The following is a 14,832-nucleotide window of genomic DNA, read 5'->3' as shown; positions in this document are numbered from 1 at the left end:
CATCGTTCGGTCGACCTTCCGCAGTCTGCGCCGGACCTTTACCGCCGCGAGGACGGCGACCAGGACTCCGAAGAAGACGAGGGCGTTGACCAGCCAGGTCGTACCGAAGTAGAGGGCGAAGCCGAGCACGTTCTTCGTTTCGAGCAGTATGAAGGCCGCACCCAGCAGGAACATGTCGGTGTAGCGGAGGGTGCTGCGGATGCGGACCCCGCTCAGGCACACCGACAGCAGCGTCACCAGCAGGATCGCGCCCAGGGCGCCCAGGTAGAGCGTGCGGATGCTTCGGTGCAGCAGGTACGGGAAGGGGTGGTCGTCGCTCGCGGCCGCCGGGACCGCGCCGCTGGGCTGCCAGGTCTTCGCGCGGGACTGGTCGGCGGGCGTCGTCCCGGCCACCAGCACGGCCGCGTTCCTCTTGAACGTCGTCATGCAGGGGGCGTGGCCGTAGACGTCGTCGAGGCTCCCTGCGAAGCGGTCGACCAGCCAGCTCTCGCGGTAGTAGTTGTACATGGCGAACGCGCCGTTCGGCGTCAGGTGGTCGCGCGGCCTCGCAGGCCTGCCGGGTGAACAGGTAGCTCTCCAGGCGCAGTTGCTCGCCGTTTCCGGCGCCGATGATCAGCACGCGCTTTGCGGGTTGCGGGGCGTCTGGTCGTACGCCTGGCGGCAGGGCGATTCCTCCCGCATCAGCACCGCTCGCGGTGCGGTGCTCTGGTGGGGGACGCCGTTGGCCGAGATGTACCAGGTCCGGGTGGTGGTCGGTGAGGGTTCACGACGCTTTACGGTGCCATCCTCGGTGAGGTGAGCCGAGGTGCCGTACCGCACCGCTGTGGGTCATTCGCGGGCGGCGTCGGTGCGTGCCGGCAGCGTCACATCCGGAACATCCCCTCGTCCGGCGGACGTGGCCCGCTCGCCCGCTGGGCGCGCCAGCATGGCGACGGTCGCGGAGAACAGCCACGGCAGCCTTTGTGCGACGGGCACGAGCGCTGCGCGGGCCGGGAGCGTCCGCGTCGCGCCGAGAAGCGCGTGCGTCAGCCAGCGGTAGCGCCGGGTGAGCCGCCGCCACTCGCGCTCGTAGGCCGCCAGGTCACCACTCGTGATGGCCCGCACCGCGGCGGGCGCCTGGGCGAGCGCCAGCGCGATGCCCTCACCGGTGAGCGCGTCGACATAACCGGCGGCGTCGCCCACGAGCAGTACCCGGCCGGCTGTGCGCGCGCTCGCGGCTTGGCGCAACGGGCCCGCCCCCCGTACCTGTCCCGCGCCGCGGGCCCCGGCCAGCCGCTCCCGCAACTCGGGGAAGGCGGCGAGGTGGTCGTCGAACGATCGGCGTGTGGTGGTGAGCACCGCGACGCCCACGAGGTCGTCGGCCACCGGCGTCACGTAGGCCTCCGCTTCGCGGGCCCAGTGCACCTCGACGTGGTCGCTCCAGGGGGCGAGCGCGTAGTGGCGCCGCAGCCCGTGCCGCGGAGGGGACCGGCGCGGCCGGTTCAGCCCGAGGGCGCGGCGGATGGGCGAGTGCAGGCCGTCGGCCGCTACGAGGTGGCCGGCGCGGGTGCCGTCGACCACCACCCCGTCCTGGTCCTGCTCGACGTGCCGCGCGGTGCGCTGCTCGACGCTTGCACCTGCTACCAGCACCGCCTCCCGCAGCAGCGCGTGCAGCGTCGTACGACGCACTCCGCGCCCCGTGCCCGCTCTGAAGCAGGCGTCGACCCGGCGGGGCCCGGCGACGTAGCGGATTCCTCGCAGAGAGCGCCCCGGCGGGTGCACCCCCAGCGCGGCCAACGCGGCGACGGCGCCCGGCATCAGGCCCTCGCCGCACGCCTTGTCGACGATGCCGGCACGCTGCTCCCAGACGGTGACGTCGAGCCCCGCGCGGACCGCGTGCAAGGCCGTGGCCAGGCCCGCGGGCCCCCCGCCGACGACCAGCAGATCCATGCGTGCCTCCTCAGGCCAGCCGTGTCAGGGCAGCGTCCTCGGCGCGGACGCGGGTGGCGAGCAGGAGCCCGTTGAGCGCGGTGAAGACGGCCGCCGTGATCCAGGCCGACTGCACGAGGGGAAGCGCGAGCCCCTCGACGACGACGGCGACGTAGTTCGGGTGCGTGATCCAGCGGTAGGGTCCGCCGGTCACTCGCGCGGCGCCGGGTACGACGATCACCCGGGTGTTCCACTGCCGGCCCAGCGTGGCGATGCACCACCAGCGCAGCCCCTGCGCGAACACGACGAGGGCGAGCATCGACCAGGCCGGCACCGGTACGACGTCCGGCCGGCGCACCCACACCTCGACGAGCGCGCCGACGAGCAGGCCGGTGTGCAGCACCACCATGAACGGATAGTGCCCCCGCCCGGACTCCACGCCGCCCCGCGCCAGACTCCAGGCGGCGTTGCGATGGGAGACGGCCAGCTCCGCGACCCGCTCCAGGCCGACGGCCAGCACCAGGACGGTGAACCATGCCTCGCTGCTCACCGTCCACCACCCGGGGCGCGAAGGAGTACGAGTTCGGAGCAGAAGCCCGGGCCCATGGCGAGCATGAGCCCGTAGGAGCCGGGCGGGGGCGGGCGGTCGGCGAGCGTGTCCGCCAGGACATGCAGTACCGAGGCGGAGGACAGGTTGCCGATCCGGCGCAGCGAGTCCCAGGTCACGCCCAGCGCGTCCCGCTCGACGCCGAGGGCGTCCTGCAATGCCTCGAGGACCTTGGGGCCGCCGGGGTGCGCGACGTACCAGTCGAGGTCGCGGCTGGTCAGCCCGTGCTCGGCGAGGAAGCCGCGGACGTCGTCGCCGACGTACCGGCGCACCAGGTCGGGAACCGCGGAGTCGAGGACGACTCGGAACCCGCCGGAGCCGACGTCCCAGCCCATCATGCGTTCGGAGTCGGGGTAGAGGCGGCTGCGCGAGGCGAGTACTTCGGGGGTGGCGGGGTCGTCGGTCCGCGCGAGGGGGTGCTCGCGGCCAACGGCGACCACGGCAGCGGCACCGTCGCCGAACAGGCCGCTCGCCACGGCGTTGGCGACCGAAGTGTCGTCGCGTTGGAGCGTGAGCGAGCACAACTCGACCGACATCAGCACCGCGACAGCGTCGGGACGGCCGCGCAGCAGGTCGTTCAGGCGGGCGATGCCGACCGCGCCGGCGACGCAGCCGAGGCCGACGAGGGGCAGGCGCACCACGTCGGGGCGCAGCCCGATCTCCGCCGCGACCCGGGCCTCCAGGGAGGGCACGGCCAGGCCGGTGACCGTGCAGGAGACGATGTAGTCGACGTCGGCCGGTGTGAGTCCGACGCTCTTGAGCGCGTCGACGACCGCGCGGCCGCCGAGTTCGACGCCGGCCCGGATGAAGACGTCGTTCGACTGGCCGAAGTCCTCGATCCGGCCGTACTCCTCCAGCGGCAGCACGGTGTGCCGGGTCTCGACGCACACGTTGCGGTGGAGCCGCTCGACGACGCCGCGATCGACCGTGTTCCCGACCAGGGTGGTGGTGAAGGACTCGGTGATCTCCTCCTGCCGGTGGCAGTGCTCGGGCAGGGTGCCGCGAACGCTGAGGACGCGCATGGTCATGCTGGCTCCTGGGATGGGGCGGTGGGCGCGAGGGACACCCGGCCGAGGCCGAGCGCCGCCTCAGCCGTGACGGTGAGCGCAAAGGTCGGGGCGGGAGTGCCGGGACGGTCGTGGCGCGAGGCGGGCCGGCGCTGGCCGGAGCGATGTCTGCCGGTGCCATCAGGCGGCCATCAGCAGCACGACGTCGAGCAGGGCGACGGTCGCCGCGGCACGGAAGGGAGCGCGCCCGTGGCCGAACCAGGTGAGCACCGCGAGGACGGTGACCAGCGCCAGGGCCGTCCACGCCCACACCGGCGGGAATCCGGCGGGACCTGTCACGGCGAGCACCGAGGCGGCGGTGAGCAGCACGGCGGCCAGGACACGCGAGGGGCGTTCGCCGATCCGGTGCGGCAGACCGCGGACACCGGTGGCTTCGTCGTCGGCAAGGTCGGGCAGCACGTTGAGCAGATGCGCTCCGACGCCGAGCGTGGCGCCGGCCGCGGTCATCCACCAGGGCGCCCAGTGAGGGGGCGAGGCGGCGAGGGTGATCACCGAGGGCAGCATTCCGAAGCCGCACGCGTACGGCACCCATGACCAGGGGGTCGCCTTGAGCCCGAAGTTGTAGGCGTGGCCGGCGCCGGTGGCGAGGACGACGTTGACCAGTGCGCTGCGCCAGCCGGCGATCGAGGACAGCACGAGGGAGGCGAGAGCGGCCATGACGAGGGCGCGTGCCACCCAGCGGGCCGGGAGGGAACCGACGGCCAACGGCTTGTCGGTGCGGCCCACGGCGCGATCGCGGGAGAGGTCGAGCAGGTCGTTGCCCCAGCCGATCGTGAGCTGGCCGGCGAACACCGCCGCGGTGACGGCGGCAGCGTCCAGCGGGTGCAGACCGCCGCGGAGCGTCAGCAGGCCCGTGATGGCGGTGACGGCCAGAGCGGGCCCGCCGTGGGCGGCGGCGAGCAGCGCGAGCGCATGCGGCGGTCCGGGGCACGCCGGGGCCGTGCCGGCGGTCACGGGCATCGCCCCACCGCGTCCGGCGCCCGACGGATCGCCTCACCGAGGGCGCGGGACACCGTGCGTGGGTGCAGCACGGCGCCTGTGCTGCTGCCTTCCGCTCCGTTTCCGGTCGTCCAGGACCACGGCCCGTCGTCAGCGGTGATCATGTTGCGCATGCAGCATCGGTCCCACGTTGCCCGCCTGCTCACACGGGGTGGTCCGGCATCCGGTGGAATAGGCGTGTCCGGAAGGACACGCCCTCGGATCCGTCCGCCAGCGGTCGTGCCGACCGGCGCGGCGTAGCCGAACCGGGCCCTTGACTCCACCGTGATCCCGCCCGTGGCGGCCCGCCTGCCGCAGTCGGCGCTTGCGCACCCGCGGCTGTCGGCGGGCCCCGGCCGCATCGTCGATCCTCGCGGCGACGTCGGCGCGGGCGTGCTTGCGGTCGCCTCGCCGATACCCGTGCATCGGGTCGCCGGTGACAACAACCGCCTAGCTCAACCGGACGGCGTGACCGAGGACCATACGCCGAACCACTGCTCGGCGCCGAACTCCTCGAACCGCTCCACCTCAGTGAACCCCAGCTTCGCCGCGAGGCGCATCGAGCGGTCGTTGGCGCTCTGGGTGCAGAGCACCACCGGCTCGCCGGGAAGCGCGCCGGTGAACCAGTCGAGTGCCGCCGCGCACGCCTCGGCAGCGTATCCGCATCCCCACGCCTCCGGCAGGAACATGTAGCCGAGCTCGGCCTCTCCGCCATCCGGACGGACGCGTCCCGGACGCTCCGCGTCACGCCGCTCGAGCGTGACCATGCCGATCATTACTCCGTCGAGATCGACCACGAACAGGCCAGGGCGCCTCCCGGGCACCTCAGGCACCGCACGTTCGAGCTCATCACGCGGTCGAGGGCCACCCAGGTACGCGCGCGCCTCCGGCGATGCGAACAGCTCGATGAACGCCGCACGGTCCCGGGCATCCGACTCGCGGAGCACGAGCCGTTCGGTCCGTATCGGGGCAGGTGGCCAGGCGACGGGTCCGAGCGCAGTCATGGCGGGCAACTTATCGCACGCCCGTGAGAGTGATCCGAAGGGCCGACATGTTGCTGTTCAGAAAGGGCAATGCCGCGTAGACGTCCGAAATTCATCCGCGCCGAGCGGTGGCGCCCCCAGCACTTGCACGGTCCGGCGCAGTGCCACCGTCTCCGGCAGGGCCCTCGACGCCGATTGGCCGGGCAGCCCGCGGCCTCGCAGGCAGCGGTGCGATGCGAGCACCGGCTGGTGCCGCAGGGTGGGTCGAAGCCGAGGGGGAGGACTGGGTAGTCGTGCGGCGCGGGTGACCAGGCGGCTCAAGGGCGTCCACTCCAGTGTGCCTCGCCGGTGGCCAGGGGGAGTTCGAGGCGGAGGCCGTTGAAGCGTTCGCGCAGGAGCCGGTCGTGCGTCACCACGGCCAGCGTGCCGGTGTAGTCGCCCAGTGCTGCCTCCATCTCCTCCAGCAAGGCGGGGGCCAGGTGGTTCGTCGGCTCGTCGAGCAGCAGATCCAGGGGCCGGCCGTCACGAGCCGGGCCAGTTCGAGCTTGCGGCGCTGCCCGACGGACAGCTCCCGCACGCGCCCGTGCCCCTGTGGCGGCGCAGGCGGCCTTCGAGCCAGGTCACGGCCCGTCGTCCGGATCGTAGGTCGGCTCGTCGAGCAGCAGCAGTTCGGGAGCGGAGGCCAGGGTCGCGGCGAGTGCGAGCGGGGAGCGCTGCCCTCCGGAGAGGGTGCCGAGCCGACGTGTGCGGTCCAGTGGCGCGTGCTCGCCGAGCCTGCCCAGCATCACTTCGACACGTCGATCCGCTCCGTACCCGCCCCGCGCCTCGAACTCGGCCAGCGCAGCGGCGTAGTCGTCGAACCCGGCGGGGCCTGCCGTGCCCAATTCCGCTTCCGCGGCGTGGATGCGGCGTTCCGGAGCGCGCAGTTCACGTAGCACATGGTCCACGGCGTCGCCCACACGCGCCGGATCAGGCAGATCGAGGTCTGGCCAAGGTGACCTGTGCCGCCCGGCGCTGTGACGGTCAGGTGGCCGTTGTCGGCCCGCTCCTGCCCCGCGAGCAGCCGCAGAAGCGTGGACTTCCCGGAGCCGTTGTCCCCCACGACCCCGGCCTTCTCGCCCGGCCGGACAGAGCAGGACACACGGTCCAGCACCATGCGGTCGCCATAGCGCTTGGTCACCTCGGCAAGAGTGAGTCGAGACCCGGTCGGAGGAGGAGCGGTGACGGTGGTGCTATCGACCGAGCCTCGGCGGCGCCAGAGCGTTCTTCGGTCACGTGGAGGGCCGATCGGCGCGCGTCTTGAGTGCGTCGTCCAGCAGTTGGAAAACCCTCTCTCCCGGCAAGGCCAGGGCGTGGGGCTGGTCCGGGTTCGGTGCCACGGCCGACATCACCGAACTACAGGCCACGATCAACCGCCTCGAACAGCCGCAGTAGAGGGCACGACCGTCACCGGGCAAGGCGTCGACGTGTCACTGCGCGACATCGCACGCAGGGCCGGTCCTGATGAATCCAGCGAGCACCGGCCCCGAGGGAACGCCGCCCCGGGCCCGTAGCCGAAGGAGTCGCGCATGCGGACCGGGGAACTCGGCCGCGCGGCTCTCCGACAGGGTAAGTCTCGGGCACGACCAGCCGTCTGGGACGTTTGCGGCAGCGAGAGGGACCGAAGAGGTGCTCATCAGCCGCTTTTGGCCACTCGTGCCAGAAGAGGCTGGCTCTGGCAGTGGCTCGTTCCCCCCACGCCCTCCCACAGCCGCACCCGGGCTGCCGGCGGATGGGCGCGACGGAATCCCGACCGGCGCGGCAGCGAAGGCACCCGCTCCCCCGCCAACGGCAAGTGCATCTGGACCAAAACCGTGCGTCCGCGGGCCGGTGGGATCAGGCCGTGGCGGCCCGCTCGATCAGGTCCGCGGCCGTACGCAGCCCGTCGCGCGCCCGAATCGTCTCACCGGCTTCGGTGAGGGTGCGCCGCAGGGTCATGTCGCCGAGCAACCGGTCGATCGCGCCGTGGAGTTGGGCGTCGGTGAAGCGGTAGGGGTCGAGCCGGACGCCGTAACCCAGTTCGGCCATGCGCTGGGCGTTGTCGTGCTGGTCCCAGAACAGGGGCAGCAGGATCATGGGCTTGCCGAAGTGGAGTGCCTCGGTGGTCGTGTTGTTGCCGCCGTGCGTGATGACGAGGTCGGCCAGAGGCAGGATCCGGGTCTGCGGCAGGAACTCCATACCCCACATGTTCGGCGGGAGCTCGATCTCGTCGTGCAGCGGGCCTTTGGAGACGATGTAGCGGTGTGGGGTGCGGGCGAGCGAGGCGATGACCCGGCGCATGAGGTCCACATCGGCCGAGCCGAGCGAGCCGAGGCTGAAGTAGATCAGCGCGCCACCGTCGACCAGGCCGGGTGGCAGCGCGGACTTCTCCTCCGTCTCGCGCACCGAGGAGTCCAGCCGGTGCCAGGTGGGGCCCAGCGGACGGGCGTCCGTGTAGTCGGCCGACTCGGGATAGACGTACAGGTTCAGATCGCCCTCGTGGATGAACTCCAGGTCGGGCAGCGGACGCGCGCCCTGCTCGGTCACCCAGGTGCTGAAGTCGCTCCACAGGGCCCGGTGGGTCCGGTCGTACGCGACGCGGAACTCGTCCCACCCGCTCCGGTCCCCGGCCGGATACCCGGAGAACGGCGGCGGAACGCGCTCGCCCTTCATCTCCAGCGGGTTGCAGGAGACGATCCGCACGAAGGGAACGCCCGCCGTGGTCAGCGCCGGGAAGCAGACGACGTTGTCCTCGACGATCACATCCGGCCGGACCCGGTCGATGATCTCCTTCAGCTGCGGCTCGCAGTACCGGGCGCCCGAGACCAGCTCCTCCCACACCGGCTTGATCCAGGTGCCCAGCTGCTCGATGGTCGGCTTCCGGAACTCGGGCGCGGTGTCGCGTATGAAGTCTTTCCAGAACTGACCCGCGTCCTGGGGCTGTTCGGGCGCCGGGGCCAGATCGATCAGCTCCTCCTCGAAGCCGAGCATCCCGAGGCGGCCCTTCCAGGACGCCTCCGCGGCGAACACCACACCGTGCCCCCGGCGGCGCAGGACGTCCCCGATTCCCACGCAGTTGTTCGTCGGCCCGTACGCGCTCTCCGGTGCGAAGAGGATGGTCAGGGGCCGTGACGGTCTTCCCGTAGGCGACAAGGCCAACTCCCATACGGCGACGGCGACTTCACAGTTTCGCACCGGGTTCGAACGCCGGGCAAGGCCGCCGGAACCGCCGAGAGCCCAGATACAGCGGTGTGTGCCGTATCACGCACTCCAAGGCGCTCAAGTTGCCTCCATCACAGCGGAAATGCCATGCAGCATCCATGCTCGAAACGGACACCAACTCCCGAAGTGGAGCCCATCGGCATCCTCTGGCCACAGAGCTAAAAAGTGACCCATGACATAGCACTTGTGACTTTTCCTCCGTAATCCCTTGTTCCCTCTTGGAAGGTGCCCGTTATGGCCGCTTACCTCTGCCCTCCTGCCGTGATACACGGCGAGCACTCCGTGAAGACCAGCCAGATCGTGGCAGAGGTGCGCCACCGGCACCCGCATGCGGCGTGGGCACCGCGGATCGACGGCATCGCGGCCAGTACGGGCATCGAGACCCGCGGGTGGATGCTGCCGCTGGAGACCGCCGTCGCGCCCGGCAACGGCAACGGCCTTCGGGCTGTCGGCATCGAGCCGGCCCAGGAGGCGCTGGCACGCGACGGGTTCACTAAGCGGGAGGTGGACCGCGTGATCGCCGCCCTCGAAACCGTACCCGCGCCGCAGACCATTCAGGAGCGCACCGCACCGGCCTGGGAGGCCGTACAGTCCTACGGGGAGCGTGCGGCGCGCGGGGCCTTGCAGATAGCCGGGCTGGACGCCGCGGACATCGACTGCCTGATCACCAGTCATTCCACCACCCCGGCGCTGCCGGGTCTGGACATGGCCCTGGCCGACAAGCTTCCGCTCCGCAACGACGTGATGATGCTGCCGGCCACGCAGTGGGCCTGTATCGCGGGGACCCGCTCCCTGGCGCTGGCGGCAGAACTCGTGGCCGCAGACCCCGACCGGGTGGTCCTGATCGTCATCGCGGAGGCGCTGAGCACGACCTACCAGCCCGCAGACGACACCCTCGAGTCTCTGATCGTCCGGTTGCTGTTCGCGGACACCGCGGTCGCCGCGGTGGTCACGGGCCGCCCGAGGCCCGAGTCGGTGCTGCGGCTGGACGCCGCCTGGCACCACACCCTGCCCGGCACCCAGGACCTGCACCGCCTGGAGACACGGGCGGACGGCACCCACTTCGTGATGGACCGGCGCGGACCGCGCGCCGTGCAGGAGACGGTCACCGCGATGTGGGAGTGGCTGCGGGTCCGCTACCAGGACGAACCCGACTCCTGGCACCCCGACGTCCTGCTCGCGCACCCCGGTGGGACCCGAGTGCTGGAGTACATGGAGCAAACGATGCCCGACGCGTGGCCGTCGGGGCTGCTGGACTACAGCAAGGACAGCTACTCCGGCGGCAACCGCGGAGGCGCCGCCGTGTTCGACATCCTGCGGCGGGCGCATGACGCCGGGCAGCTAAAGCCCGGCAATCGCGCCGTTCTGTACGCGGCGGCGCCGGGTCTCACCGCCACCGCCTTGGAAGGGCAGTGGCTGTAGAGCGAGGCCGCGCCCCGGTTTGCCGGCAATGGGCCGCCCGCATCACCGGTCACGTCGCCGGTATCGCTGAGGGCGCCGTCCGTACCGTCGGCGGTGACTGACGCGCACGCCGCACGCACCCCCGCCGCGCTCCCGTACGCGGGCCGCGTAGCCGCGCTACCTCGCGACCTCCGCCCAGACCACCTTCCCGGTGTCCGTCCACCGCACCCCCCACCGCGTGGTGAGCCCGTGCACGATGCGCAGGCCACGACCGCCGTCGGCGAGCAGGCCGCCCCGCCTCAGCCGCGGCCTGCCGTTGCCGGTGTCGCCCACCTCGCACAGCAGGCCGTCACCGGCCCTGATCAGCCGTACCGTGATGGGACCGGCGGCGAAGCGCACCGCGTTCGTGACCAGCTCGCTGACCAGCAGCACCACGTCGTCCCGGGTGTCGTCCCTGGTGCGCCATCGCCTCAGCAGCGCGGAGACCTGGGCGCGGGCACGGGCGGGGGTGTCGTCGCGGGCGGGCAGCCGCCAGGTCGAGGTGTCCCCCTTGCGGTAGCCGATCATCCGCGCGAGCAGCAGGGTGACATCGTCGCGCTGGCGCCCGGGCGCCAGCACCGAGACGACGTGCCGTGCGGCCTGCTGCAAGGCGTCCCAGGGGTGCACCGTGGACACGGCGTCCGCCAGCCTGCCGATGCCCTCGTCGATCGACACGGCCGGATCCTCCACCAGGCCGTCGGTGTAGAGGGCGAGCAGGGAACCCGGGGGTGCGTCGAACGTGTGCACGTCGAACGGCTCCCGCAGCGCGAACTCGGCGCCCAGGCCGGGATGAGGGCGGACCGCGAGCGGGCCCGCGTGCCCGTCCGGGGAGACCAGGACCGGGGGGAGGTGACCGGCGCTGGACAGCGCCACGTGGTGGCTGACCGGGTCGTAGAGGGCGATGCAGCAAGTCGACCCGAGGGCGCTGTAGCCGGCCGCCAGCCCGGAATCGGCGTCATCCAGCAGCGTCACGGTCTCGTCCAGGTGCTCCAGTACCTCGTCGGGCGCGAGCCCCGCGGACAGCAGGGCGCGGGCCTCCATACTCAGCTGGCCCATGGTTGCCGCGGCTCCCAGGCCATGCCCGACGACGTCACCGACCACCAGCGCTGTACGGCCGTCGGGCAGCGGGAAGCTGTTCACCCAGTCGCCGCCGACGCCCGCGCTGTCCGGCGTGGCCGGCTGATAGATGCTGGCGATCTGGATGGTGTCGCCGCCGGTCCGCGGCAAGAGCCGGCGCTGCAACGCCAGCACCTGCGTGTGCTCGCGCTGGTGCTGACGAGCCAGGTCGACGTGATGGGCGGTCCTGGCCACTAGTTCCTGGAGGTCGAACAGCTCGCTGTCGCGGAAGGGGCAGTCCGCCCGCCGCCAGACCTCCGCCACGCCCAGGACGACGGGCGGCGCGCCGTCCAGGACCAGTGGTATGCACGCCACACCCGCCGACCGGTCACCGGGCACCAGGGCATGCACGACTCGTGGACTGGCGAATACCCGCTCGACCGCCTCCCGGTCGGGTATGACGATGGTCTGCGGGACATCGTCCCGCAGGACCGCCTGCGCCAGCAGGCGACTCGCGTCGCCGGGAAGATCGTCGCCGGGAGTCACGTAGCCCTCGGGCCACGCCCGGTCCGGCACCAGGGCCGCCCGTCGCAGTCGGATACGCCCCTTCGCCGGCCCGCTGACTCCCTCGCCCGTCCACACGGCGAAGTCGAGGTCGACGGCGGCCACGTCTCCCCAGGCCAAAAGGGACTCAGCCAGCGACTGCGCGGTCTCGCCGATGTCCAGCGAGGTACCGATCGCGTTCTCGGCTGCGTAGAGGTGCAGCCTCCTCGCCATGGCGATCAGCGAGACGGTCAGGCCCTCCTCAGGCGGCGCGGCGGGCAGGATGCTCATCGAGACCACCAGCTCCGACCCGTCACGGCGCCGCAGGCGCTGGATCCGGGCCACGTGCGCCTCACCGGTCTCCACCACCTGCCGCAACCTCCGTGTGACCGTGCGTACGTCCCCGGGGGGCAGGAGTTCGACGAATGGCCTCCCGGCCACGGCGTCCAGACCCGTGAATACGGGGGCGTCCAGATTGCAGCGGGTGATGATCAGATCCCTGTCCAGGTTGACCGCGCCGAGGATCTGCTCCTGACGGCTGTCGGCCGGGTCGTCGAGTACGCGCCGGCGCGTGCTGCGGTCGCCCTGCGCGTCGGCGGGACCGGCGGCCGCTGCCGGTCCGCCGCGCGGGATGTAGCGCCCCAGGGCGCGGCTGACCAGGTCGAACGCCGAAGAGGACGAGGGGGAGGGTGTGGAGTCCATGCGGCTCTCTCAGCAGTCCCCGGCGCAGCGCCGGGGCAGTACTCGTACCCATGCGGCGGGCCCCGAGATCCCTGACCGCACACCTCATTGAATAACACCGGGGGCTGCTTCGCCCACATCAGCGGGGTCGACGACGACCGGAGCACCGGCTTTCTGCGGGTGCAAGCTCAGAGTTCAGAGTCTGCGCTCGATCTTCTTTTCCCGCATCAGTTTCCCCAGCTCTTCGTCCGAGAGCGGGTGAAGGGTGTTCAGGAGACGGCGCAGCCCGGGTTCGTCGAGGGTTTGGCTGGTCACCTCGACCTCCGCCTTCCGGTAGTGGCGGATGAGGGTGACGGCGTGCTCGCCACCGGGGAGGCCGCGGACCATGCGCATCTCACCGTGCGGGTCCACCGCGCAGGTCACGCCCTTGTCCAGGAGGTCGGGGCACCGGGGCGTCGGGGTGAACGGCGGGCGCACCGTGAGCGCCACGTACGCGAACACGTCCTGCCGGACACCGTGGTAGTCGACGCTGAAGTAGGCGGGGCCGGCCTCGGCACGGGACAGTTGCATCCCGGGCGGGGCAGCGCCCAGGTACAGCAGCTCCGCATGCTCCCGGTACCGCGCGATCTCCGCCGCCTGCCGGCGCTGCTGCGCCTGCGCCGGCCCGACGAAACCCCCGTAGACCACCGCGGCCGCCAGTATGGTCACCGCCCCCGGCCGCACCCACCGGTTCGGCACGAAGAACGCCGCGGCCACAGCGTACGGCGCCCCCGTCAGCGCGATCCGGGTACTGGCGCTGCCCAGGTCGACGTCCCCACCGTAGGCGGCCAGACCTGCCAGGACACCCAGCGTCCCGAGGACGAAGACCGACACAGCCCAGCCGAGCCGCTGCGGCACGGAGCCGCACAGCGGCACCACGGTCCGCGCCGGTGTGCCCGCCGTGAACAGCAGACCCACCGTCAGGGGCACGCCCAGCAGGAGCACCGGCACCGCCGCGCCTGCCCCACCGCCCCAGGCCGTCACCACCAGCCCGAAGCCGAGCATCGGCACCGCGGCTGCCATCACCGCCCAGACCAGGAAGAGGTGCAGGGCGGTCAGCGCCCGTCTGCCACTCGTCATGCCGGGGATCTTGTCAGCCACGGCCCAGGCGCACATGAGTACTCGTACTCAGCAACGAGCCGCTTTCGTTCGTTGCAGGGCGACGTCGCCGGGCTGCCGCTGGCCTGTGGCGATGAGCCGTTCGACGGCGTCGCGGAGCCGGGCGTCGGTGACCGCGCCCATCTCCGGCACCGCCACGAAGGAGTACGGCCGGCCGGGGATGAACTGTGAGGCTGTGCTGTCTTCGCCCCGCCTAGACGTGGCAGAACAGCCGCTCGGGAGAGCAGGGTGCGCCTCCGCTCGCCGTGGAGGATGCCCTGAACGATTGGTCCGGCCGTCGGTGTCTGCCAGGTTGCAGCCGAACGTTCTCGCCCGCGCGGTGACCTATCGCGAGGACACTCGCGCGTCGCCCGTCGGCCAAACGGCTTCAGTCCTCGCCCCTCCAACGAGGTACTGCCCAGGCCAGCACATAGCCGAAGCCGTTGACGGCCCAGTGCAGCGCCGCGGGCGCCAGCAGACTTCCGGACCGGCGCCGCAGCTCGCACAGGACGACCCCGGCTGCGGTGGTGGCGACGACGGCGGCCGCGACGGACAACGCGCTGCCTGTCGGTCCCGTGCCGAGGACCGCTGCGGCCGCGTTGGCCCGGCTCAGCCCGCGTGACGGAAGCACATGCCAGAGCCCGAACAGCGACGACGACACAGCCGTGGCCCACGCAGCACCACGCCGACGCCGCACCATGGCCCACAGGACACCGCGGAAGGCGACCTCCTCCAGCAGCACGGTGCCGACCGGCACCCGGACCAGCACCCGCCACAGCAGTTGCCCGAGGGACAGGCCCGCGGCGCGCTCGTCCTCGAACGCCTCCCTGGTGGCCGGCAGCGCAAGCCCGACCATGAAGACTGCAAGGACTGCGCCCACCAGGACCGATGCCCACCGCAGCCCTCGGTACACGGCAGCCGTGTCGAGCCCGAGATCGGCGCGGGTGAGGCCGTCCCACCGGGCGATCAGCAGCAGCGCGGCAGTCGCGACCACGCAGGTGGGTACGTAGGCGCCGGGCGCGAGCCAATTGTTGAGCAGGTTCGCGCTCACCAGGAGGGCGAGGACACAGAACATTCGCACAATGTCACCAGCATTCCGCGATCCACCCCAGGAGCCGGGATGACGGGACGAGCGCGCTACTACTGAGGAGTATTCCAGCCCAGGCGCTCGCGCCGAAGGTGCGCCCCCGGT

The 14,832-nt window shown here is 71.7% G+C and carries 12 protein-coding genes and 3 pseudogenes; 2 read left to right on the top strand and 13 right to left on the bottom strand.

Translation table 11 applies throughout. The annotated features are described in order from the left end of the window. Positions 1–505 precede the first annotated feature (505 nt). Positions 506–799: a hypothetical protein gene (locus tag V8690_RS40960; RefSeq protein ID WP_338785075.1), complete on the top strand. Its 294-nt coding sequence runs from the start codon at positions 506–508 to the stop codon at positions 797–799. Positions 800–828: 29 nt separating this feature from the next. Here the strand turns inward: V8690_RS40960 and V8690_RS40955 are convergent, their stop codons facing one another. The 9 genes and pseudogenes from V8690_RS40955 to V8690_RS40915 form a co-directional block, all read right to left on the bottom strand. Further along, a complete protein-coding gene (locus V8690_RS40955; protein WP_338785074.1) occupies positions 829–1,929 on the bottom strand; it encodes an NAD(P)/FAD-dependent oxidoreductase in 1,101 nt (366 codons plus the stop codon). Positions 1,930–1,939: 10 nt separating this feature from the next. After that, positions 1,940–2,458, bottom strand: a complete 519-nt coding sequence (locus V8690_RS40950; RefSeq protein WP_338785073.1) for an isoprenylcysteine carboxylmethyltransferase family protein — start codon at positions 2,456–2,458, stop codon at positions 1,940–1,942. After that, positions 2,455–3,543, bottom strand: a complete 1,089-nt coding sequence (locus V8690_RS40945; RefSeq protein ID WP_338785072.1) for a 3-oxoacyl-[acyl-carrier-protein] synthase III C-terminal domain-containing protein — start codon at positions 3,541–3,543, stop codon at positions 2,455–2,457. The genes V8690_RS40950 and V8690_RS40945 overlap by 4 nt, the downstream gene beginning before the upstream one ends. Before the next feature lie 159 nt (positions 3,544–3,702). Beyond that, the gene (locus V8690_RS40940; RefSeq protein ID WP_338785071.1) at positions 3,703–4,542 is read right to left on the bottom strand and encodes a UbiA family prenyltransferase; all 840 of its coding nucleotides are present in this window, start codon (positions 4,540–4,542) and stop codon (positions 3,703–3,705) included. Positions 4,543–4,778: 236 nt separating this feature from the next. Then, a pseudogene (locus tag V8690_RS40935) lies at positions 4,779–4,977 on the bottom strand (XRE family transcriptional regulator); the annotation flags it as partial. Positions 4,978–5,015: 38 nt separating this feature from the next. Then, the gene (locus V8690_RS40930) at positions 5,016–5,564 is read right to left on the bottom strand and encodes a GNAT family N-acetyltransferase (protein WP_338785070.1); all 549 of its coding nucleotides are present in this window, start codon (positions 5,562–5,564) and stop codon (positions 5,016–5,018) included. A gap of 296 nt (positions 5,565–5,860) precedes the next feature. Further along, positions 5,861–5,998 carry a hypothetical protein gene (locus tag V8690_RS40925; protein ID WP_338785069.1) on the bottom strand — a complete coding sequence of 46 codons (138 nt, stop codon included), beginning with the start codon at positions 5,996–5,998 and terminating at the stop codon, positions 5,861–5,863. A gap of 127 nt (positions 5,999–6,125) precedes the next feature. Continuing rightward, positions 6,126–6,699 (bottom strand): annotated as a pseudogene (locus V8690_RS40920) (ATP-binding cassette domain-containing protein); the annotation flags it as partial. A gap of 719 nt (positions 6,700–7,418) precedes the next feature. Next, positions 7,419–8,633 (bottom strand): nucleotide disphospho-sugar-binding domain-containing protein, encoded by a 1,215-nt coding sequence (locus V8690_RS40915; protein ID WP_338785068.1) that lies wholly within the window; start codon positions 8,631–8,633, stop codon positions 7,419–7,421. A gap of 384 nt (positions 8,634–9,017) precedes the next feature. Here V8690_RS40915 and V8690_RS40910 point away from each other — a divergent pair, with 384 nt between their 5' ends. Then, positions 9,018–10,205 carry a type III polyketide synthase gene (locus tag V8690_RS40910; RefSeq protein WP_338785067.1) on the top strand — a complete coding sequence of 396 codons (1,188 nt, stop codon included), beginning with the start codon at positions 9,018–9,020 and terminating at the stop codon, positions 10,203–10,205. A gap of 156 nt (positions 10,206–10,361) precedes the next feature. Here the strand turns inward: V8690_RS40910 and V8690_RS40905 are convergent, their stop codons facing one another. From V8690_RS40905 to V8690_RS40890, 4 genes and pseudogenes are all read right to left on the bottom strand, one after another. Then, positions 10,362–12,524 carry a SpoIIE family protein phosphatase gene (locus V8690_RS40905; RefSeq protein ID WP_338785066.1) on the bottom strand — a complete coding sequence of 721 codons (2,163 nt, stop codon included), beginning with the start codon at positions 12,522–12,524 and terminating at the stop codon, positions 10,362–10,364. 174 nt (positions 12,525–12,698) lie between these two features. Continuing rightward, positions 12,699–13,622, bottom strand: a complete 924-nt coding sequence (locus tag V8690_RS40900) for a hypothetical protein (protein ID WP_338785064.1) — start codon at positions 13,620–13,622, stop codon at positions 12,699–12,701. Positions 13,623–13,706: 84 nt separating this feature from the next. After that, positions 13,707–13,893, bottom strand: a pseudogene (locus V8690_RS40895) (transposase); the annotation flags it as partial. Between the two features lie 135 nt (positions 13,894–14,028). Then, the gene (locus V8690_RS40890) at positions 14,029–14,715 is read right to left on the bottom strand and encodes a CPBP family intramembrane glutamic endopeptidase (RefSeq protein ID WP_338785063.1); all 687 of its coding nucleotides are present in this window, start codon (positions 14,713–14,715) and stop codon (positions 14,029–14,031) included. Positions 14,716–14,832: the final 117 nt, after the last annotated feature.

The organism is Streptomyces sp. DG1A-41 (assembly GCF_037055355.1).
GTDB lineage: Bacteria > Actinomycetota > Actinomycetes > Streptomycetales > Streptomycetaceae > Streptomyces.
This window is presented reverse-complemented; position numbering and strand designations above follow the sequence as displayed.

What these genes read in the sequence shown, in the direction of transcription:
- V8690_RS40930 (WP_338785070.1), bottom strand. Translation starts at nt 5,564, where the DNA reads ATGACTGCGCTCGGACCCGTCGCCTGGCCACCTGCCCCGATACGGACC.
- V8690_RS40940 (WP_338785071.1), bottom strand. Translation starts at nt 4,542, where the DNA reads ATGCCCGTGACCGCCGGCACGGCCCCGGCGTGCCCCGGACCGCCGCAT.
- V8690_RS40960 (WP_338785075.1), top strand. Translation starts at nt 506, where the DNA reads ATGGCGAACGCGCCGTTCGGCGTCAGGTGGTCGCGCGGCCTCGCAGGC.
- V8690_RS40905 (WP_338785066.1), bottom strand. Translation starts at nt 12,524, where the DNA reads ATGGACTCCACACCCTCCCCCTCGTCCTCTTCGGCGTTCGACCTGGTC.
- V8690_RS40945 (WP_338785072.1), bottom strand. Translation starts at nt 3,543, where the DNA reads ATGACCATGCGCGTCCTCAGCGTTCGCGGCACCCTGCCCGAGCACTGC.
- V8690_RS40955 (WP_338785074.1), bottom strand. Translation starts at nt 1,929, where the DNA reads ATGGATCTGCTGGTCGTCGGCGGGGGGCCCGCGGGCCTGGCCACGGCC.
- V8690_RS40925 (WP_338785069.1), bottom strand. Translation starts at nt 5,998, where the DNA reads ATGGAGGCAGCACTGGGCGACTACACCGGCACGCTGGCCGTGGTGACG.
- V8690_RS40900 (WP_338785064.1), bottom strand. Translation starts at nt 13,622, where the DNA reads ATGACGAGTGGCAGACGGGCGCTGACCGCCCTGCACCTCTTCCTGGTC.
- V8690_RS40890 (WP_338785063.1), bottom strand. Translation starts at nt 14,715, where the DNA reads ATGTTCTGTGTCCTCGCCCTCCTGGTGAGCGCGAACCTGCTCAACAAT.
- V8690_RS40910 (WP_338785067.1), top strand. Translation starts at nt 9,018, where the DNA reads ATGGCCGCTTACCTCTGCCCTCCTGCCGTGATACACGGCGAGCACTCC.